This window comes from Ignavigranum ruoffiae, assembly GCF_023195815.2.
GTDB lineage: Bacteria > Bacillota > Bacilli > Lactobacillales > Aerococcaceae > Ignavigranum > Ignavigranum ruoffiae.
Genome location: NZ_CP096206.2, coordinates 1,453,871 through 1,475,169, shown reverse-complemented (window position 1 = coordinate 1,475,169; position 21,299 = coordinate 1,453,871). Strand labels below are relative to the sequence as shown.

Genomic DNA, 21,299 nt, shown 5'->3' with positions numbered 1-21,299 from the left:
AAAATCACTGACAATAGAATATCTTTCAACTTCTCAGGTATGAAGGGAGAGTATCTTCAAACTCAACCAGGTGTATTTCAATTGGTTAAAGCATCTCATCCCTTCATCAAACTTATTTTCTCTAATTTAAATTTTCAAAAGGATGAAGCAGGTGATTTTCAAGCCTTATTTGGTAATGGCCAAGATTTCATTGCTTTGAAGAACCGGCGCAGTCTAGGCCATCTGCTGGGATATGCTGCCGTACTAATACTAGCTATCCTATATTTCTTTGTCATGCCAATCTATCAGCTATTGATACGTTCCAAGTTGAAGAAGGATTCCGGTTTATGGTCTTACCAATACGGTCTTATTTTAATAGGCTTAACAACTTTAATCGCTGTCGGCGTTTATTTCAGTCCGGTCTTCTTGACACCACTCCCTCTGATTCAAAACTCAAGTACCCAGATCCTTCAAGTAGTGCTCTGGATATTGGTTGTTTTAGCTGGAGGCTTTATCGTTCGCGGTATAAAATTGTGGAAACAGGAAAGTATCTTCAAGAATAAACAATTCTTTGTCCTGTCGGTGATTATGTTAGGTTCACTCTTTTCTTTGCTCTTTGAATGGAGTATCTTGGGCTTTAGCTTTATTAATTAAACAAAGAATATTGGTGTCAATTTGTGCAGTCTGCTGAAATTTTTGAGCAATCGGAAGCTTGCCCGACCGAAAATGCCCATCTAGTTAGATAGTGATCGAGTGAAATTTATGAGGGATGTTGATGTTGGCTAGGAGTATGAACTAACAATCGAGTGGATTTTTTTCGGTTGAGTCGATTGTTTTTGAGTGATAATAAAGGAATTCTAATTGCTTCGATTAACGCAATACGGTGATATCATTGGCTGTATCTTAGGTAACTAAGAACCTCTAATAAAATAAATAAGTAGGATTAATTATTATGCAAGTGATGCTATTGTACCGGGGAGATTGAGTTTGAATGTCCTAGGGATTAAAAATTGGTTGGACCCCACCTTTTCTGGCTCGCTTAAAGATAAACGCGCTGTTCGTCAATCGCTGATGGCAAAGTTAAAAAAAGACTTCTCCTTAAGCGTTCGTGAAACAGATTTACAGGATTCGGTTCAGCAGTTAGTGGTTTCGGCTACCTTTGTTTGTCTGAATGAGAGTGAGGGCGAAGAATATATCCTAAAGATTCAAGATTTTGTCTATGGCTTTACGCTCGACAGATCTTGTGTATTACGAAGTTTGACTTGGGATGTAGTTGATGTGTGGAATCTTTGACTGATAAGGACAACATCAAAATCTTGCCCTAGCATCATATAAAATTTCTGTGGTTATGTAGAAACAATTTGCTGAAAAATAACAAGCATGGCTATAATTCAGCCTTTGAAGATCCGTCTGGGTGGAAATTTATTTCTTCCAGGACGGTCTTTTTTATGTTTTAAGGTAGGTTTATCAGCTCTAACAGAATTTATTGAAATATTTGAGCAAATCTCCTTGACCTTCAACCATAGTTTAATGTTAATCTTTAACCAAGAGGTGATGATATGAAGATTCAAGAAGTTGCTAAAGCCTGTCGGATTACTCCTTCTAAGATCCGATTTTATGAAGATAAAGGTTTAATTGACATCCCCCGAAATGACAATGGTTATCGACTATTTGACGATGAGATTATCTTGCAGATTAAATTAATTGTATCCTTAAAAGACTTTGGACTGAGTTTAACTGATATCAAACAAATTCTAACTTTCTATCGTCAACCGGCTTCTGAGGATTGCAATCAGCAATCGAAAGCCTATTTTCAAGAATTGACCGAAGAGATTGAAAGCGACTTGCAGAGAAAAAAAGAAGTACTGAGTAAATTAAAGACAATAGGAGACCTCTCAAGAAATAGCCAAGAATATCAAAAAAATAAACAAGAAATTATTCAGAAAATAACGGAGGTGTATTACTATGATTAGTCTGATTTATGGTGGCGAAACGAATGGAGTCAGCAAGCGAGTCTTTAATAGTATAAAACAATCTCTAGAAAAGAAAGAACAGGATTTACAAGTTGTGGATTTGTCAGAGGAATCCCTGAATCTCTCTTTAGAACAAGGCTATCAGACTGAACGCGATCCGCGAATGGTGGAAATTCAAGATCAATTGAAACAAAGTGATACGCTGATTTTTGTCTATCCTTTATATTGGTTAAATGTTCCCATGCGATTAAAAGGCTTTATCGATAGTGTCCTCTGGCCAAATGAAGCCTTTAGTTTCAAAAAGAAAGACTACTATCATAATGGATACTGGCGTGGTAAAAAGGCTTTCCTAATCTACACTTTGGGTGGTCCAGAGTGGCTTCATAAAATATATCGCAGCAGCGGTTTAATGGCCGTGAAATATCCTTTAAAGTTTTCTGGTGTGATGAAAGTTAAACATTATTTCATTGAAAATATTAATTCAAGTAAGGTAACAGAAGAAAAAATCAATCATCAAATTGCTAAAATTAGTGAAAAATTGACCAAACAAGTCGCTCATTAAATGAGTACAGAGAAGATTATAAAGTAGAGAAATAAATGTGCGGATCGATGGTTGGTAAATGAGTTCATTAATCAAGTACAGAAAATTTATTAAAATCCGTCTAAGTCGTTTAAAAATTTTTACCCGAGAATACTTTGCCCGAATGTTGATTGAAACGTAAAATCGACGACCTAGTAAATAGGGCATCCAAGACTTCATAAGTTTTTGGGTGCCTCGTTTTATTTACACTTCAGCCTAATGATTTAAAATACTTTAAGAAAATTTATGCAAGTCAATCATTTATCATCTTATGAAGCTATAAAACTTGTTTTATTCCTAACATTCAATAATAATTAAGCTGAATTTTTTTTGATCAAAGGTCGATGTTTGGCAATCCTATTACGTAAATAGGGAAAGTTGGCTGAAATCCCGATAAAAAATCCGCAATCAAATTCCCTACAATTCTAGATATCAATAGTAGGAATAGTGAGGACAATCAGAAAAGGTGGCTTATGAAATTATTAGGAGTATTTTTAGGAATCTATTTGTGTGAATTTCTAGTAAGTCTGCTCTGGGTTTATATTTTCTCGTTTTATAATCCTTTATTCGGTTGGGCAATCTTTGCCGTGCCCATTGTCAGCTTGTTAGCAACCATCCTGGTCTATATCTATTTACGGAAAAGAAAAGCGGATTGGATTTTCTATCTTTTATTATTGATTTTACCCGCTGTCTGCTTTATCTTCGCTCCCTGATAAGAAAATAAAGCAAAATATCAATACTTGCCTTTTGGTGAATCGATTTTAGCACATCAGTATGAGATACAGGAGATGGGAAGGAGCATATAAATTCAATACGGGTCATTGTCTGGACACTTCACTTTCTATTTGTTCTAGAAATAATTTGGCTGTTCTTGAAAGCGATTCGGGATCTGTCCAAATTAATTTCATTGAAGATAGGATGGGCGGGTCTATTTTTTTGAAGGTTAAATTTGTACTTGAATTTGGATGAATCAAATTATCAAAACAAATAGCGTAACCTAAGCCCTCTTGGACGAAGATACTAGCATTATAAGCGAGATTATAGGTGCCAATAATATTTAAAGAAGGGCTCATTTCCTTCAGTTCATTGGGCATTTCATCTGTAAATCCTTGGCGGGAAATGATTAAGGGCAAATTCATTAAATCAGAAATTTGGACCTTGACTTTTTCGGCCAAAGGGCTGTCTTTTCTCATTAATAATCCCCATGAATCTTGATAGGGTAAAGTTAGCGAATTATAACTTGAGGTATCTATATTTTGTACAGTTATCCCAAAATCAATCAGTCCTTGATTTAATCTTTCCGTGACCATATCATAGTTGCCACTATAAAGATGAAATTTAATATTTGGATACGTTTGTCTTAATTCTTTAATCACTATAGCAATAATATGAATACCATAGGATTCGGCACATCCAATAAATATATCACCCCCATTAAAGTCAACCATAGATTGGAACTCGGCTTCAGTTTTACGAACAATGGAGAGAATAGCAGTCGCTCTTTTGTATAATATTTCCCCTTCTGCTGTTAGATAACTATGGTGCTTAGAACGATTGAAGAGCTTTTGTCCCAATTCTTCTTCTAGTTCTTTAAGTTGTTTGGATAAAGTCGGTTGACTAACATGTAGTTTCTGAGCAGCTTTTGTCATATTTTGTAAACGTGCAGTTTCTACAAAATAGTTTAGAACACGAATTTCCATCTATATCCTCCTCATTTTGTTAGCTAAATTCTATCATGAAATAGCTAAAAAGAATATCTTATTATAGTTTATAAGTATTGGCTATTTTAAATCCTTGTTCATATAATCAAACTGTAGGGAGGTTAGTTATGAATTTAGAAGAGTTCTTAAAAATAATGGCTTCTGGGAATGAAGTCGTTGCAGGGTCGAAAACCCACCAATTTATGCATCAATTGTCGCAAGATGCGTTAAAGTTAACTATGAAAATGAACCATGATTATCATACTGAAGATGAAATTAGAGAATTAATGAGCCAACTTACTGGAAGCAAAATCGATCAAAGTTTTTCGATGTTTCCTCCATTTTATACTGATTGTGGAAAGCATATTAAAATTGGTAAGAATGTGTTTATTAATACTGCTTGTATGTTTCAAGATCAGGGGGGAATTGAAATCGGAGATGGGGTCTTAATTGGACACAACGTCATGATGGCAACACTTAATCATAGCATGTCGGCAAAGAATCGAGCCAATATGATTCCTAAACCAATTAAAATTGGTAATAATGTTTGGATCGGAGCAAAAGCAACAATTTGTCCAGGTGTAGAGATTGGTGAGGGCGCAGTCATTGCAGCTGGGGCTGTAGTAACTAGAAATGTTGAGAAACACACTGTAGTCGGGGGCGTTCCGGCTAGACTTATCAAAAGAATTGAAAACGAGGAGGAAATTAAATGATGAATAAAGAAGCATTAGACTTAGTAAATGATTGGGATAAAGTATTTCTCAAAAGCGATAAAGTCAATCACTCTAAAGTAACTTTTATGAATCGTTATGGAATTACCCTAGCAGCAGATATGTACGAACCCAAAGGTGTGGATGGTAAATTGCCTGCTCTAGCTGTTGCAGGTCCTTTTGGCGCGGTCAAAGAGCAATCCAGTGGTTTATATGCTCAAGAAATGGCAGAAAGAGGTTTTCTAACGATTGCTTTTGATCCGTCTTATACAGGAGAAAGCGGGGGATATCCTCGGAATGTAGCGTCACCTGATATCAATACTGAAGATTTTCAGGCTGCTGTTGATTTTTTATCGACCTATAACAAAGTAGATGCCAATCGAATAGGTATTATCGGAATATGTGGCTGGGGTGGTATGGCGTTGAATGCTGCAGCCATTGATACTCGGATAAAAGCAACTCTGGTTTCAACAATGTACGATATGACTCGCATTGCTGCCAAGGGATATTATGATGCCAGTGATAACGAACAGGCGCGATACGAAGCTCGTAGCCAATTTAACCAACAGCGAACCGAAGATTTTCGTAATGGGACTTACAAGCGTGCCGGTGGTGTAGTTGATCCTGTACCGGCTGATGCGCCTGATTTTGTTAAGGGTTATCATGCGTACTACAAGACTCAGCGAGGATATCACGCACGATCATTGAACTCTAATGAAGGTTGGAATGTGACTGGAACGATGTCATTTCTGAATCAGCCGATATTGCAATATAGTCATGAAATTCGTAGTGCTATTTTAATGATTCATGGAGATCAAGCGCATAGTTATTATTTTGGAAAAGATGCTTTCCAAAATATGATCAGAAATAGCGCATATGCTGACAACAAAGAATTTCTTTCCGTCGAAGGGGCTTCTCATACGGATTTATACGATCAAAAAGATATTATTCCGTTTGCTAAAATTCAAGATTTTTTTGATAATCACTTGAGTAAATAAACGGATTAAATAGCAGATGTTTTGTTTGATTGACTTAGTAAATCTTAAAAGCAAAAATTATTTCTAATGAATCAGTCCATATCCAGTGCCCATGCAGGATAATTGAGCGACTATTTTATTATTGTTATACTGACCGTAATTGATTTTACGGGAGGAATTTATGAATAATAAAAACTTACTAGGGAAAATTGGCTTATTAATCACAGCAATGATTTGGGGATCAGGATTTACTTTCTCTTCAATCGCTTTGGATTATTTTACAACCTTTCAAGTCATTGCTTTACGCTTTACTATCGCCTTTGTCTTCTTGCTGATTATGAATCTAGGGAAAATAAAGCAAATAAGTAAAGGAGATTTTATTAAAGGGATAACGATTGGAGCTATTCTCTTCCTGGCTTATTTCTTCCAAACGAAGGGACTTGAATTTACTAGCACTTCGAAGAACTCCTTTCTAACAGCAGTCAATGTCGTTTTGGTCCCTTTTATTGGTTGGCTGGTCTTAAGGCAGAACCTTTCCAAGAACGCTCTTTTAGGAGCTCTAGTATCATTAATCGGGATTGGCTTCACCTCATTTGCTGGCGGTGTAGGGGAACTGGCTTTTAACTTTGGGGATGTCTTATCATTAGTGGGTGCAGTATTTTTTGCCGGGCACATATTTTATACGGATTACTATGGTGACAATATGCCCAACTGGGTGGTAATGCTCCTGCAAATGGGAACAGCGGCCATATTAAGCTGGGTAGCTGCTTTTGCTTTCGGTGAGAGTCATCTGACCTTTACTTCTGCTTCAATCATGCCAATTTTGTATATTGGGATTGTAACGACTTTGGTAGGTTATGGGTTACAAACGGTGGCTCAAAAGTATACTACCAGTGGCGAAGCGGCCGTGATTTTATCGACTGAAGCTTTCTTTGGCATGCTGACTGCAGTATTAATGCTTGGGGAACCGGTTGTTTTAACGATGATCATCGGCGGAATCTTAATTTTCTGTGGAATCCTGGTGGTGGAATTGAAACCCATTAAGGAGAATCTGCTTAAATAATACGTATGGTCATTCATTCCGGAAAAGGAGATTATGATGAAAGTTGAACACATAGCTATGTACGTCAATGATTTGGAAAATACGAAAGAATTTTTCGAAAAATATTTTAATGCCAAAGCAAATAAACTCTATCACAATCAGAAGACAAACTTTCGCTCCTACTTTCTTTCCTTTGATGATGGGGCACGGCTTGAAATAATGAACCGGCCTGAAATGGTTGATGCTGAGAAGGCGCTAGCTAGAACGGGATTGATTCATCTGGCTTTCTCAGTAGGAAGTCGTGACAAGGTCGATGCTTTGACGGCCAAATTAAAAGCAGATGGATTTGAGGTCATCAGTGGGCCCAGAACAACAGGAGATGGTTATTATGAGAGTTGTGTCGTGGGGATTGAAGGCAATCAAATTGAAATTACGGTTTAATTGAATATGGAACATATAAAAAAACTTCCCAACTTTCTTATGATCAGTGAGTTGGGAAGTTTTTGTTTGTAGCCTATTGTTCTATAGAATGGGGAGAAATACAGAACTCTGATTAATAAAGCGTTTATAGGTTTGATTTACGAGTTACTAATTGATTAAATTAATTATTGTTCAGTCGGATTAGTAATGGAACCTGTCATTTGAATTAAGGTCATTGGGTCGGCGTGGGATGTAATATAGACGACATTTCCTTCTTGCCAGGCCGCGACATTATCTTGATAGGTCGACGATGTCATTCTTAAATTGATTTGTCCAACAGCTTCAGGTGCTGGGAGAGCGATTTCTTCCAAGTATTGGACAATCTCTTGAGCGAGTGAAATAGGGTCGTCTTCCTCTTGATTCAGGGATTGAATATTGAAGCTCCAATTCCCTTCTTGCCAAGTTAAATATTGAGATCCGGCTGCCCCAGATAGGTATCCTGTGATTCCGTAGCCTAAATCGACAGGTTCTCCATTGTCGTTAATAATTTGTTTGACCGCTTTTTGAGCCGTTTCGGCATCCTCATAAACCACTCTTCTAAATGCGGCAATCGGTTCGAGATCATTTAATTTCTGATCATTTACCGGAATCGGACTCTCTTCGGCGTAATAATATATATCGAAATTGGCTCTATCAGCAGGATCGGACGTTGAGACAGCCAGATAGACCGGTGAATCTTCCATTAAGATTCGAGTGGGAAAGGCTTGGCCAGGATAGAGGCCATTCACTTCTTTGATGACTTGTTCAGCATGTTCTTTAGGCGAAATTTGTTCTGCTTCAACAATGGCACTTGTCGCTTGGTCCTGGAAAATCGGTGTAAAAGGGGCAAGAGAGACGATACTGATTGCGAGACATTTGCCAAACTTCTTCATATACATAACTCCTCATCTCCTTTGCTTCAGTCTAACCAAAAAGCAAAGGATTTTCGACGCTTATGAACTTGTCTATAATTTGATATGGTTATAAAAAATAGTGCTATCATAGAGAACCATAATTTGCAAAACAGAGTTAACTTTCAAAAAGTATAGCAATCACACCCAATCTCATCATTTCATTACATAAATTTAAGTAGAAAGAATCTTAGATAGATTAAAAATTTCAAATCATTGGATTCTCTCCTTGAGAAGTGTAATAAATTTAACGAATTATAATTAAGTCTCAAATTCATTAATTTAGCTAAAAAATACAAATAAACATCGAACATTTGTTCGCAATATGTTATACTGAGATTGTAAAAAGAATAAAAAATTTTTTTTAGAAAACGATACAAGTTTGTTTTGGGAATTTGGTATTTAATCATAAAAGCTGGTAATTTAACTTTTAATACTGTCTCTCTGTAATATAAAAGTCAAGGAAATAATGGGTGAGAAATCGTAATGAATATGGGTAGGTTAAAAATATGATGGATGGCATTAGCCAGCTATTTTTTTCAATCAGCAAGATTCAGTTGGATTTTTATAGAGAGATTGATAGTCAGGATTTAATCTCTGAAATCAATTATAAAAAGAAGCAAATTAATCATTTAGTTACGGATAAAAAATTATCAAATTTATTCTTTGACTATTTAACTAGGTATTATTATTTTGCATCTAAATTAATTCATTCTAACATTATCGCAGATTTGTCGGATCAGCACTCCGATTTAAATTTATCCATGAGACTAAAGTCTTTAGCATCCTTGCAGAATAAGATTGAGAAATATTATCGCGGAAAATTATCAGGAAGAATACCGATACAAAAGTGTGTCAATGATATATTAGGTTTCAGGATAATTTTAAAACAGGACTGTAGTCAAGAACCGAGTTTTATTCAAATGTGCGATGATCATAAACGAAATAATATTATTCGTAAGTATTATTTTAAAGATGACTCCGGGTATAGAGGTATGCACATATACTTTAATGCTCAGTCCAACCTTTTTCTTCCGTGGGAACTTCAGGTGTGGTATGATGAAGATGAATCAGATAACTATCGTTCGCATCTCAAATATAAACAAACATACTTCAGATAAAGAGAGGTGAGTAGGTATGATTAAACATTTTGTTCTTATATATAGTTCAAGCCTAACAAATCGACGATTAGCATTTAAAATCAGTTCCACTAAGGCTATTAGAAGTAAAGATTTACCAACAACAATCACAGACGATGTTTCTTTATACGGTTTTACTACTCATAGAATCTTTACTGAAGATACGTCTATTCAGTCGATATATGAAAAGGATATGTTTTTTGAAGAAATTGAATGGTTTGAAAGATACGAAGATTTTCTATCTGAGGTTAAAATCATTCAAAGGGCTGAGTTGCCAAAGTCGTTAGACATATCTAGATATATCCTAAGTAAAGTAAGTTTAGACAAGCTAGAAATTCAAAAAATATTATATTTAATCTATTCTCGTTGTTTGGAAATCGGCATAAAGGTTACGGATCAAGCACCTGTAGCTTATAAATATGGTCCAGTTTTTGAGGATGTATACAAGGAATTTATTGGCTATAAAAAGAAAGAAAAAATACATTGTGACTTCTCTTTGGAAGATAGAATGAAATTGATGAAAACCACCATCAATCCTAAAGTCTTGGATGTTATTGACAAAATAATCGAAACAACCAAGAAACTTAATGGAGGCAATTTAATCGATATTACCCATGTTATTGGCGGCCCTTGGGATAAGGTTTATCAGGAAGGAGCTAATAACGAAATCGATGATCAAACGATTTTAAAGTATAATTACAAAGTTATGAATTGTTTAACAGAAAGTTGAGAAAGATTAGACTTAAACTGAAGTGGCTTCGAATAGATGGATGAGAGAGATGAACACGATTTTGTGTTTATCTCTCTTTTTGGATTAAAGCTTACATCTTGGAGTGAAGTATATTCACATTTCATTAGGCTCGGCCAGCATCAGAAGTTTTCTATATTTGTAACATATGTTTGACAACTCTAGAAAATTTAATTATTTTTTGAAATTTCCCCTTGATTTTGATTTAGCTAGGGCGTATAATGATTTCATTGTCTTCGGGCTGTTAGCTCAGTTGGTAGAGCAACGGACTCTTAATCCGTGGGTCGCGGGTTCGATCCCCTCACAGCCCATTCTCTTATCGTCTTCGATATTTATCTTTCACAGATAATATTGAGGACGTCTTTTTATTTGTAAGTTATTGTCAGAATGACTGAAAAAAATAAAATTTTTGTTATTTTTAGAAAATCTTTTTATTCTTCTGAAAGCGCTTGTATTTTGTTGAACAAGTGGCTATCATGAAGCTAGTATATTGAATAGGAGTGAAATGATGGAAAAATTATTTGATATGGGTGGACAATTTGCGGTTATTACTGGGGCTTCATCTGGTTTGGGTCGGGATATGGCGGTCGCCTTTGCCAAAGCTGGAGTCAATGTGGCCTTGTTGGCGCGCCGTAAGGAGAAACTTGAAGCTTTAGCTGAAGAATTAAAGGCATTGGATGTTCAGGCTTTACCCATTAGTTGTGATGTGAGTGACGATGATTCGGTCAAGCAAGCGATTGAAGAAGTTCGTCAACAATTTCCGCGGATCGATATTTTGATTAATAATGCTGGAGTCGCTGTCAGAGGAACGGTGGATACCATCACTGATGAAGATTGGGATCGATCTTTTGATGTTAATGTCAAGGGGATTCTCCACACAGGGCGCTATGTTGTACCGGTGATGAAGGAACAAGGTTATGGCCGAATTGTGAATATTTCCAGTGTCAACGCCATCATTTCGGACAAAAATGATCCTTTCCTCCGTCACTCTTACAATGCATCCAAGGCTTCAGTTTGGGGCTTAACTCGGGCGATGGCAGCTTCTTATGCTAAAGAGGGCATTGCGGTTAATGCGATTGGTCCTGGCCTTTTCGCCAGCGAGATGACGGAAGACACCTTGATGGCTAGTCAAGATTTTATGAATTACTATAACCAGGTGACTCCTGCTAGTCGAAGTGGGGAAAAAGGTGAGTTGAATGGAGCCGTTCTATTCTTATCTTCACCAGCAGCTGCCTATGTTCAAGGGAATATGATTTTTATTGATGGCGGTATTCGATTAGTATAGAAATATTTTTATAATTTATATGTGAAATGTATTGCAATCTTGGAAAAAATATTTTATAATACAGTAACAATTACAATTTGACTTCTAACCAGATTTATATTCCATACGAAACGCCTATACTTTAGGACTTTACTAACAACTCGTTAGCAAGACGAATTATCCTTAAAGATGACACGACAAAACAAACTATTCAAACGATATGATTTTCTATATTCTACCCAACTTATTGATGTCTACTCGTTTTAACCTTTTAGAATAGTTAACTAGCTTGGTTAGAGGTCGGTTGTAATCCCAGGCACCACTTTTGTGGTGTCTTTTTTTGCTTTGAAAGGGAAAATATTGCCAGGTATGCACTGACAACGGTTGCCTAAATTTATGCGTCTTATCGTTCAGTAATTCTCTTAAAAAATTGGACACCGATGATCTTGTCACAATGCAAATCAGGTTTGAGGGATTTTAATTTTTTCTGACGATTCGCTGCACCAGTCAAATAGAAAAATTCTAAGCACATACCATTTATAGAAGCTAACAAACACTCCTTGATTTTATAAAAATTCAGCCAATGTATTTACTCCCCAGTGCCAATCTATTCAGACTAAAGGCAGAGGGCACAGAAAAGTTTTTGTCTCCTTCCTGTTATTTCTGCCTAAAACTAATTTTAAAATCAAAAGCAAAAATCATTGCTTGCTGTAAGTTTTCTTTAAATAAGGTAAAATAAGATTTATCGATTAAAGATTCAATGAATTCAAAGCAAACGTTTAAAATCAAAGGAGCAATACATCATGTTAGAAGTAGAACATCTCTATAGTGGCTATCAGAATGTGGCCGTGATTCAAGATGTGAGTTTTAATTTAAAAGCCGGTCAAATTACGGGCTTAATCGGACTCAATGGGGCCGGGAAATCGACCTTATTGAAGACGATTCTAGGTCTATTACCGATTCAATCAGGGCGAGTGGCTATTAACCAACAAACATTGGACCAAGACCACCAAGCTTATGCGCGCCAAATCGCTTATATACCGGAAACTCCGATTCTCTACGAAGGCTTAACCCTACAAGAACATATTGAAATGACGGCGCTAGGTTATGGACTTGACCGTCAGACCGCGCTTGACCGCGCCCAACCGTTGCTGGAACGTTTTCGTTTGGCCCAAAATTTGAATTGGTTCCCGACCCATTTCTCGAAGGGGATGAAGCAAAAGGTTATGGTCATCTGTGCCTTAATTACTGATGCCCAATTATTAATTATTGATGAACCTTTCTTAGGCTTAGACCCCTTAGCCATTCGCGACTTGACTGACCTACTTAAAGGCCGGGCTGAAGCAGGGGCAGCGATTCTCTTGACGACCCATGTTTTATCAATTGCCCCTAATCTTTGCGACCGCTATCTACTCTTACAAAAAGGTCAGTTGAAAGGCGCCGGTAATCTGGCAGATTTGCGCCAACACTTAGAGATGCCATCCGCCAGTTTGGAAGATATTTATATTCGCATGACTGAAGGGGTGGTTGAATGAGCCTTCACAATCATTCTTCCCAGACATCTCAGTCTCGACAAAAAGTACCCCAAGACTTACTCGGTTTGTGGCAAGTTCGTGCTCAGGCGCTCTTAAAAGAAATGGGTAAATATGGCCGTTTGATTGTCAATGACCATTTCTCCATTATTTTATTAGTCTTGTTAGCCTTCCTCGGCCTTTATTACCGTGAAATTTTGACCTTATTTCAACAGGCCGATTTAAGTCAGTGGGTTCTTCCATTAGAAATATTTTTTTCACTTGGCCTTACGCTACTGACTCAAATAGGTGGACCGATCTGGTTGACATTAGCGCCTGACGAAGCTTATCTATTCAGTCAGGGTAGAAAGTGGCAAACTTATTGGTTAAAAGGGACGCGATTAGGTTTAGTCTTACCACTCATCATTACCGCCTTAATCAGTGCCCTACTCTTGCCATTCGTAGTGAATCTGTCCGCTTGGACTTTAAACCAATGGCCAGTCTTTATTGGTCTTACCGCTATATTGACTGCGTTGAATATTTTTGCTCGTTATTATAATGTCCTCCATCAAGCAGGAATCAGCAATGCTTGGCGCTGGTTGGCGAGTTTTATTTACAGTGTGGCTCTCATTCATTTGGGCGCCCACTGGAATATGATTGTTCCTCTGGGACTGGCCTTGGTCGCTAGCATTTATTTATACCAAGGTTTAAAGCCGACTGCCCAGACGCGTCTGCAATTCGATCGGGTGGTTGAGTTAGACCAACAACGACGGGCCGTCTTCTACAAATGGATTGCCATCTTCGCTGATGTTCCCAACTTGCAACCAACGGTAAAGCGTCGAGCCTATCTGGATCGATTGATCCAAGCCCTGCCGATGTTCAACCAGCAAGCCTATAGTTATCTACTTTTACGCTTACTGGTTCGTCATGGGGCCTATTCCGGGGTCTGGCTTAAAGTGACTGCCTTTATTGCTTTTTTATTAATCTGGAGTCAACCGCTTTGGTTAGCCATCGCCTTGGGCATTCTGGGCCAATGGATGACCTTAATTCAATTGTTACCGTTAAGAAGTTATCCCAATGATCAAGTTTTCTTTCGCTTATATCCACAAAAAGGGGACAGCCTAGCTGCTTTCCGTCAGCTGATGGGACTCCTCTTAGTGACTCAAGCCATAATTTATACCTTAGCAAGTGGTTACTGGTTGAGTTTTCTCGCCTGGCTAGTCAGCATTGCCTTATTGTTGTACCTCTATCTACCCTGGCGCGAGCGAAAGTCTCGGTTCTAAGTACTATTTCGCGTCGAGATTTGATATAATCAGACAAAAGCCGATATATTTATATAGAAAAAAGGAGAACAAACAATGAACAAAATGAAACGACTCATCCTAGCCTGTCTAAGTAGTCAATTGCTCTTGGCTACCGCAATTGCCCCAGCTTGGGCCCGAGAAGACGAAGGTGCTGGTGACAATACCACTGTACCAAATCAAGCTGATAATACGCCTGATGATGGCCAAACAGGTGATCCAGACCCAGGCAATCCATCAGAAACGCCCCCTGCTGATTCAAGTAGTTCAGAAACACCAACCGATCCGCCGCAAAATTCTAGTTCGGAAAGTTCGGCTGAATCCAGCCAGGCGTCATCCGAGTCAACACAAAAATCAACCGAAGGGACGCAACATACACCAGCACCTATTTATCCGCAACCGGTTTACCCGCCTGCACCCAATGATGTCGACCATTCAACGCCACCAATTTCAATTACCGATCCTAAACCTGAAGAAACTACTGAAGTGCAAAGTGAGTTAGATTGGCCAGCCATTGTTCAAGATTCTTTGCAAGACCCAATCTTTGCCCGCGCTTTTGAAGATTATCAATATGCTCTAGCTACTTATAATTTCGATAGCATGGATCCAATGAATTCATTACTTTCTGATGTCCAAGCCGATTTCGAAACCTATTTAATTGAAGGCGAAGCGACAGGCAGTGAATCTGAAGAAGCCGACACTGAAAGCCCCGTTGTGACGACTGGCGTTCAAACCCCAGGTGAATTGGAAGAGATGGGTGAATATTCACTCCTAACTTATTATTACGGCCAAGACACTCCAGCTCCAATTCGTTTGCAATTTGTCTTTGTTGATAGTAGTTTACAAGCAATCAGTTTAGTTCAAGAAGATCAAGCTGAAAGTCGAGCCATCGATGAATCAGAGGCGGCTCAATTAAGTTCAGGTGAGACCATGGTGGAAGAATTAGCTGACATGAATCTACCGGTGGTGGGTCTTAGTCACCATGTCGATCAAGGATTGGCTTTAGATAGTATCGTCGTGCCTCATGTTCGTGATGAAGCTCAAGACTTTATGTGGTTGAATGTTATCGGGGGAATGGTGTCGACCGCCACATCTCCTACTACTGAAGAAGATAGTGGCTTAGGTCAACAGATGACGACCTTCCTGATTGGTAATCCAGATGAGCTAACCAGCGAATCTAGCGAAGCAAGTGAACTCAACAGCGATGAAAGTCAAGACGATGAAACCAGTGATGAAAGTATAGACAGTCAAGAAGAAATGTCAGAAGATTCATCATCTGCGGAAGAAAGCTCAGCCGAAGAGACTGTGGACCAAAGCAATCATCCAATCCTCAGTCAAGTGCCTTTAGACTTTAGCTATGATGAAAGCAAACTTTTAGGGGTGGGTAGTTTACGTCAAGGCTTCGAAACGATGATGGCTAGCATCAAAGAAGGACAAGAAGTCAATCGGGAGACCGTTCAATCTTGGTTAGGTCAGCCAACCGTTGAAAGTGAAGCCGGCTCAAGTACGACTCAGAAATATTTGGCCATTGCCGATGACAAGGTCCTTTACATTCAAGTTATCTCTGAAACCGAATCTGGTAAGATCCAAGAAATTAAGACGGATAACCGAACCGCTCGACTCTTTGATGTCTTCCCATTGAAAGTGGATGATTTATATAACCTTGCTGAAGATAATGCTCAAATTTATAACAACATCAGCAAAAAGTTAGGCGACCCAACCATCGTCGAATTTAAACCGGACACTCAACAAATTCGCTATGTTTGGACCAGTTTTGAAGATAAGGCTATGAAGAACATTGAAGTAGTAGAAGATCTCAACAGCAAACAATTCGATTTACTTTACTATGAACCATAATATTTTAAATATTTAAGAAAAGTTTAAGAAATCTTAAGAAAGTCCTTGCAATTTTTAAAGACTCTGCTATAATATAGTTGTGGTTAGGGGAAAGCCCCTACAAACACAAGATTGCTAGGTTTCACAGTCAGGTTGGTTTATTGCAGAAGTGTTACAATTTGATATCTAATTGGTTGAATGTTTGACAAATGTTAAAGAAATCGATATGATATCCATGGTAAAACTTAAGAAAACTTTTAGAAATTAAAAGCTTTCTGAATAAGTGGTAGACTTACCGGTCGGATTGTCGCTTAGGTTTTATAAAAATAATTAGGTTTTTCTATAGGAGGAAAATTATAATGAAAAAATCATTAGTTAAATTAGTAGCTGTTTCAGCTACAGCTATGTCTTTAGCTACTGTTGTCGTTCCTGCTGCTAACGCATATTACAAAGATAACGATAATGTTGAATATCAAACTCTAGTAAATGTTTCTCAAGAAACTTATGCTAAATTATTAAAAGAATTAGCTGGAAAAATCGAAACAACTCGTTTAGCTATTCCTGAAGCAACTAAAGCTGTTGAAGAGGCTGATGCTGAATTAGCTGCTGCTAAGAAAGATGCTGAAAAGAAAGCAGCAGATTACGAAGTTGCTAAAGCTGATTATGCTGCTGCTATGAAAAAATTAGAAGCTGCTAAAATTGAAAAAGCTAACGCTGAACAAGCTTTGAACGACCTTAAAGCTTCATATGGTGAATATACAACTCAAAAAGCAGCTTTAGAACAAGCATGTGATCAAAAAGTTGATGTTGCTGCTCAAGTATTAGAAACTGAAAAAGCAGAAGCTGCTTCAATCGGTATTGATGAAGAAAATGCTGCTGCAGCTGCTAAAACAGCATATGATGTTGTTGCTCAAAAACTAACTGAAGCTCAAGCTCAAGATCCTGCTGCTCCTGCTGATGTAATTGCTGAATTACAAGCTCAAGAACAACAAGCTTATGCTGATTTAACAGCCGCTCGTAATGCAATGGAACAAAAGAAAAACGAACGTCAAAACGCTATGGATGCTGCTCAATCTAAACATGATTCAGCTGTATCTGCTGCTAATGCTGAATTAACTACTAAATTAGCAGACTTAGAACGTAAATATAATGTTAGTGATGTTTACGGAGTAGATGCTAAGATTACTGCTGCTGAAAAACGTGTTGCAGATGCTGAAGCTGCTCTTAAAAAAGCTGAACAAAATGTTATCGATACTAAAGCTGCTCTAGTTTCAGCTGAAGCTGACCATGATGCTGCTCAAAAAGCATTGGCAAGTGCTCAATTGAAAGCTGCAGAAAAGAAAGCTGCTCTTTCTAAATTATATAAAGACAAAGCATATTACGAACAAAACCTACATGAATTAGTAGTAGGTTCAAAAGCTAACTCAACTGATCCAAGCTTAATTAATATTACTAAAGAACAACAAGATATTGTTAAAGAAATTACTGGTAAAACTTCTAAAGAATTAGAGGATGCTTTGAAGAAAGCTGAAGAACAATACGGTAAAGATTCTGCAGAAGCACAAGCTATCCGTGATGCAATCAACGGTAAAACAGAAGATCCAGAACCTGAAACTACAACTGAAGAAGAAACAACTACAGTAAAAGGTACCGATAAAGAAGGTTCTGAAGATGGTAAGAAAGTAGAAAAGAAAGAAGACAAGAAATCTGACGCTAAATTACCAGAAACTGGTGAAGCTTCTACTTACGCTATCTTCGGTGCTGCTGCATTATCTATCTTAGCTGGTTTAGGTCTAGTTGCTCCTAAATTCTCTAAAGAAGACTAATTAAATAAAATTTAAGTTTAGAGTGCTGGTTCGCCAGCGCTCTTTTTTAATGTCTTTTTTGGCTCTTTGTCAAAGACTATTGGTGAGCTATGGAAGATCAGTGAACTATTTTTTGTCCTGTTTCTTATCGAGCATTGAATATTGCAATCATAAAGTGAAACTAATTAAATTATTAGGCGAAAATTAAGTCATTCATTAACTACTTTGTTTATTATTTAATCAAAGTAAAACCCTCAACAAGCTTGGGATTTGTGTGGTTGATTTACCATACTTGGCTTTTCTCTTGCTGAGGGTCTTTTATTATTTCAAATCTTTGAAAGATATTAAGAAGGCTTCAATCTCTTTCATCGTGTTGTTATTATCAATTTGATCAATGACTTTGCCTTTTTGGATGATGAAAGTGTGGGGAACGGTCTGAACTTTAAAGAAATTAACCACGTCAGCGAAATTTTCATCCTTTTCACGGTCAGTCGTATTGTAATAATGAATGTCTAAATTTAATTCCTGAGCCAAGTGATTCAGTTTAGGCAGGAAAGCCCGACAATAAGGGCATTCATCGAAGCCTAAATAGATAATGACTGGCTTTTCTTTAGATTGATCAATTAAGCGTTGATATTCTTCGGCGGAATGAATCGCTTTAACTTGAGAATATTTGGGGACTGGTTTGATTTCTTGACTTGTTAGCTCGATTTGGTCGAGTTTCTCATAAGCTTTTGCTTTATCTTCGGCCGTCATTTGTAAGAATTTAGTTTCTGGGTCAATTTCGACGACTTGGTCGGAATTGTTTTGGCTTTCTTCTGTTGTACTTTGCTCTTTAGCCTCAATTTGATTGGTATTATTAAGCATTGGGCTGACCAAGGTGGTGCCGCAGACCATCAGGCATAGGGCTTGTGTCCATCGTTTCATCTGTTTGCCTCTTTTCTATATTTGTCCTTAGTATATAGAAAAGCCGCCATAGTGTCTATGACGGCGTCTCGATTTCTAAACTTTGTGGACCACTTCGTTCTTTGCTCTGAATGGTGTTGTTAGTTTTATCTTGGTCTGGTTCGGGTTCTTCCGTTTCTGGACTAGTTTCACTTGGAGATTCAGTTGTACTTTCTGTTTCTGGCGGTTCAGAAGTAGAGGATTCAGAACTTGATTCAGTCGTTTCTGTGCTTGTGCTAGCTGGTGGTTCAGGTTGCGGTGTTTCGATAATAATGGTGTCATCGGTTGGTGTCGTATTGCCTTCATAGAATTGTTTGTAATAATTAATCCGACTGGCGACGGTATCTATTTCATAATTGGCATAGCTGTCGAGTTTGACGAATTCACCCGTAAAGGCATCGACTTTAACCCGAAATTTGAGGTTGCCTTCGATTAAATCAACGATCCAGAAGATATCCATCTCAGGGATTTCCTCTTGTTCTTCGCTACTTTCAGCCACTTGATTTTTGATTGGCGTTATCGGTTCTTTTGGACTTTCGAATCGATTATCGTCGAAGTGCCAATCAGTGATTTTAGCTTTTTTGAAATGTTTGCGCATCAGGTTGGTCACCATATCACAGTTTAAGCGATCGTCTAGACGCTCATTGCGCTTATTAATCAATTCGAGTACCGTAGCTTGTCGATCTTCAGCAATCGGTTGGGAGTTCAGACTGAAGTCACCATCATAGTAGATCGCTTCATATTCGTAAGTGGCGGTTGTAGCACCCACCCGGTAGACATACTTATCAGTGAATTGATGTCGGTGAATGTCTAAGTCGGTCACGACAATTTCTGGATGGTCTTGACGAATTAAATCAATGACTTCGATGAGTCCCTTTCTGAGGGCACTCATTTCTTCTTTTTTATCGGCTGATTTGGACGGACTGGCTAGCGTTTGAGTCTCTGTCTGGGCCAGAACCGTACCCTGTAGCGGGCTATTAAGGAATAGACCTAGCCCCAACAGGCTAATTAAAATTGGGGTCTTCTTCATAGATGATTCCTTTCTTTCTAATCCAATGCGATTGTATATCTTTATCATACCAAAAATTTAGAGAAAACGTTCTTATTTTTACTTATATCATGCTGATTTAATCATATTGTAACCTAAGTGCGATATTTTTGAAAACAGATTGAATCATGCTATACTTAGGCAGTTAGGATGAAGCAAATAAGAGAAGGGTATTATATTTAGATCCGCTGATTATTTACTTGACCTAAGTTAATAAGTTTATAGGGGGAAGTTTATGATTTTTGTCGACAATCAGAATAACTACGATGCCAGTGTGAATATTGCTTTGGAGACTTACTTGGTCGAGAATAAATTGGTTGATGAACCGATTTTATTATTCTATATCAACGATCCATCAATCATCGTTGGTCGCAATCAGAACACATTAGAAGAAATCAATCAAGCTTATGTCGAAAAGAAGGGGATTCGAGTAGTGCGCCGGATGTCAGGGGGCGGCGCTGTATACCATGACCGTGGCAATTTCTCGTTCTGTTTTATTAAAGATGATGACGGTTCTTTCCGTGATTTTGCTTCCTTTACGAAGCCTGTGATTGAAGCTCTGCATCATATGGGGGCCATCGGGGCAGAACTGCAAGGGCGGAATGACTTGTTGATTGATGGCAAGAAGTTCTCGGGTAACGCCATGTATGCTAAAGATGGTCGAATGACGGCCCATGGAACGATTCTATTCGACGCCGATTTAGAAGAAGTTACCCATGCCTTGAAACCGCGTCAAGAAAAGATGACCTCCAAAGGCATTAAGTCGATTCGCTCAAGGGTTACCAATATCAAACCCTTTGTCGATGCTGAATATCAAAGTCTGACGACTGAAGAATTTCGTGACAAGTTATTATTAGCTATCTTCAAGGTCGACCGTCGTCAAGACGTGCCTGAATATCATCTGACTGAAGAAGATTGGGCCAAAGTCGAAGAAATTCGCCAAGAACGTTTTGGCAATTGGGACTGGAACTATGGTCAATCGCCTGATTTTGACGTAGCTCATGCCCGTAAATTTCCTTTTGGTTTGGTCGACTTACGCTTTAACATTTCAGAAGGACGGATTAAAGAAGCTAAAATCTATGGTGATTTCTTTGGTCTAGGTGACATCCATGAATTGGAAGCCCAATTGGTCGGCGTGCGTTATGAACGGCAGGCTCTTAAAGAAACCTTCGAACAGATTAATTTACAGCATTATCTAGGTCAAGTTACCGCAGAAGAATTGGTTAGCCTTATTTTTGATTAGTCAGTTTGCTGGCTGGCTAGCACTGTTTTAGACTTGTGGCTGATTATAAGATTTTAGGAGAAGTTGTCATTAGTTAATTCTTGCTGAAAAAGCGCTCAGTTGATTTAATTGGCGAGCTATTTAAGGAC

Annotated in this window: 21 protein-coding genes and 1 tRNA gene; 18 read left to right on the top strand and 4 right to left on the bottom strand. The window is 38.1% G+C overall.

What is annotated here, in order from left to right; all coding sequences use genetic code 11:
- The first annotated feature begins 81 nt into the window (after positions 1–81).
- The 5 genes from M0R79_RS06955 to M0R79_RS06935 all read left to right on the top strand — a co-directional run bounded on the left by M0R79_RS06955 (position 82) and on the right by M0R79_RS06935 (position 3,245).
- Positions 82–633, top strand: a complete 552-nt coding sequence (locus M0R79_RS06955) for a hypothetical protein (protein WP_248415877.1) — start codon at positions 82–84, stop codon at positions 631–633.
- 360 nt (positions 634–993) lie between these two features.
- Positions 994–1,272, top strand: a complete 279-nt coding sequence (locus M0R79_RS06950) for a DUF503 family protein (RefSeq protein WP_259560408.1) — start codon at positions 994–996, stop codon at positions 1,270–1,272.
- Positions 1,273–1,538: 266 nt separating this feature from the next.
- The gene (locus M0R79_RS06945; protein ID WP_248415879.1) at positions 1,539–1,952 is read left to right on the top strand and encodes a MerR family transcriptional regulator; all 414 of its coding nucleotides are present in this window, start codon (positions 1,539–1,541) and stop codon (positions 1,950–1,952) included.
- Positions 1,945–2,514: an NAD(P)H-dependent oxidoreductase gene (locus M0R79_RS06940; protein ID WP_248415880.1), complete on the top strand. Its 570-nt coding sequence runs from the start codon at positions 1,945–1,947 to the stop codon at positions 2,512–2,514. Before M0R79_RS06945 ends, M0R79_RS06940 begins: the two co-directional genes overlap by 8 nt.
- A 491-nt stretch (positions 2,515–3,005) precedes the next feature.
- Positions 3,006–3,245: a hypothetical protein gene (locus tag M0R79_RS06935; RefSeq protein WP_248415881.1), complete on the top strand. Its 240-nt coding sequence runs from the start codon at positions 3,006–3,008 to the stop codon at positions 3,243–3,245.
- A gap of 105 nt (positions 3,246–3,350) precedes the next feature.
- On the opposite strand, the gene M0R79_RS06930 is transcribed toward M0R79_RS06935, so the two are convergent.
- Complete coding sequence (locus tag M0R79_RS06930; RefSeq protein WP_248415882.1) at positions 3,351–4,232, bottom strand: LysR family transcriptional regulator; 882 nt, start codon at positions 4,230–4,232, stop codon at positions 3,351–3,353.
- A gap of 128 nt (positions 4,233–4,360) precedes the next feature.
- On the opposite strand from M0R79_RS06930, the gene M0R79_RS06925 reads away from it, so the two are divergent.
- The 4 genes from M0R79_RS06925 to M0R79_RS06910 all read left to right on the top strand — a co-directional run bounded on the left by M0R79_RS06925 (position 4,361) and on the right by M0R79_RS06910 (position 7,402).
- Positions 4,361–4,945 carry a DapH/DapD/GlmU-related protein gene (locus M0R79_RS06925; protein WP_248415883.1) on the top strand — a complete coding sequence of 195 codons (585 nt, stop codon included), beginning with the start codon at positions 4,361–4,363 and terminating at the stop codon, positions 4,943–4,945.
- Positions 4,945–5,940, top strand: a complete 996-nt coding sequence (locus M0R79_RS06920; RefSeq protein ID WP_248417174.1) for an alpha/beta hydrolase — start codon at positions 4,945–4,947, stop codon at positions 5,938–5,940. Before M0R79_RS06925 ends, M0R79_RS06920 begins: the two co-directional genes overlap by 1 nt.
- A gap of 160 nt (positions 5,941–6,100) precedes the next feature.
- The gene (locus M0R79_RS06915) at positions 6,101–6,982 is read left to right on the top strand and encodes a DMT family transporter (RefSeq protein WP_248415884.1); all 882 of its coding nucleotides are present in this window, start codon (positions 6,101–6,103) and stop codon (positions 6,980–6,982) included.
- 36 nt (positions 6,983–7,018) lie between these two features.
- Positions 7,019–7,402: a VOC family protein gene (locus M0R79_RS06910; RefSeq protein ID WP_248415885.1), complete on the top strand. Its 384-nt coding sequence runs from the start codon at positions 7,019–7,021 to the stop codon at positions 7,400–7,402.
- Positions 7,403–7,566: 164 nt separating this feature from the next.
- Here M0R79_RS06910 and M0R79_RS06905 read toward each other — a convergent pair whose 3' ends face one another.
- Complete coding sequence (locus tag M0R79_RS06905; RefSeq protein ID WP_248415886.1) at positions 7,567–8,313, bottom strand: hypothetical protein; 747 nt, start codon at positions 8,311–8,313, stop codon at positions 7,567–7,569.
- Between the two features lie 527 nt (positions 8,314–8,840).
- Here M0R79_RS06905 and M0R79_RS06900 point away from each other — a divergent pair.
- The 8 genes from M0R79_RS06900 (at position 8,841) to M0R79_RS06865 (ending at position 17,956) form a co-directional block, all read left to right on the top strand.
- The gene (locus M0R79_RS06900; RefSeq protein ID WP_248415887.1) at positions 8,841–9,452 is read left to right on the top strand and encodes a RelA/SpoT-related domain-containing protein; all 612 of its coding nucleotides are present in this window, start codon (positions 8,841–8,843) and stop codon (positions 9,450–9,452) included.
- 16 nt (positions 9,453–9,468) lie between these two features.
- Positions 9,469–10,200, top strand: coding sequence for a Panacea domain-containing protein (locus M0R79_RS06895; protein WP_248415888.1), 732 nt, complete (start codon positions 9,469–9,471; stop codon positions 10,198–10,200).
- Between the two features lie 256 nt (positions 10,201–10,456).
- Positions 10,457–10,529: transfer RNA gene (locus M0R79_RS06890), tRNA-Lys, on the top strand.
- Positions 10,530–10,726: 197 nt separating this feature from the next.
- Positions 10,727–11,503, top strand: a complete 777-nt coding sequence (locus M0R79_RS06885; protein ID WP_248415889.1) for an SDR family NAD(P)-dependent oxidoreductase — start codon at positions 10,727–10,729, stop codon at positions 11,501–11,503.
- A 782-nt stretch (positions 11,504–12,285) separates the two neighbouring features.
- The gene (locus tag M0R79_RS06880) at positions 12,286–13,017 is read left to right on the top strand and encodes an ABC transporter ATP-binding protein (RefSeq protein WP_248415890.1); all 732 of its coding nucleotides are present in this window, start codon (positions 12,286–12,288) and stop codon (positions 13,015–13,017) included.
- Positions 13,014–14,276, top strand: a complete 1,263-nt coding sequence (locus M0R79_RS06875) for an ABC transporter permease (protein ID WP_248415891.1) — start codon at positions 13,014–13,016, stop codon at positions 14,274–14,276. Before M0R79_RS06880 ends, M0R79_RS06875 begins: the two co-directional genes overlap by 4 nt.
- A gap of 75 nt (positions 14,277–14,351) precedes the next feature.
- Positions 14,352–16,151 (top strand): hypothetical protein, encoded by a 1,800-nt coding sequence (locus M0R79_RS06870; protein WP_248415892.1) that lies wholly within the window; start codon positions 14,352–14,354, stop codon positions 16,149–16,151.
- Positions 16,152–16,489: 338 nt separating this feature from the next.
- The gene (locus tag M0R79_RS06865; RefSeq protein ID WP_248415893.1) at positions 16,490–17,956 is read left to right on the top strand and encodes an LPXTG cell wall anchor domain-containing protein; all 1,467 of its coding nucleotides are present in this window, start codon (positions 16,490–16,492) and stop codon (positions 17,954–17,956) included.
- Positions 17,957–18,256: 300 nt separating this feature from the next.
- Here the strand turns inward: M0R79_RS06865 and M0R79_RS06860 are convergent, their stop codons facing one another.
- Both M0R79_RS06860 and M0R79_RS06855 read right to left on the bottom strand, forming a co-directional pair.
- Positions 18,257–18,862 (bottom strand): thioredoxin family protein, encoded by a 606-nt coding sequence (locus M0R79_RS06860; protein ID WP_248415894.1) that lies wholly within the window; start codon positions 18,860–18,862, stop codon positions 18,257–18,259.
- A gap of 55 nt (positions 18,863–18,917) precedes the next feature.
- Positions 18,918–19,910, bottom strand: coding sequence for a hypothetical protein (locus M0R79_RS06855; protein WP_248415895.1), 993 nt, complete (start codon positions 19,908–19,910; stop codon positions 18,918–18,920).
- A 253-nt stretch (positions 19,911–20,163) separates the two neighbouring features.
- On the opposite strand from M0R79_RS06855, the gene lplA reads away from it, so the two are divergent.
- Complete coding sequence (lplA, locus tag M0R79_RS06850) at positions 20,164–21,171, top strand: lipoate--protein ligase (RefSeq protein ID WP_248415896.1); 1,008 nt, start codon at positions 20,164–20,166, stop codon at positions 21,169–21,171.
- The last annotated feature ends 128 nt before the right edge of the window (positions 21,172–21,299 follow it).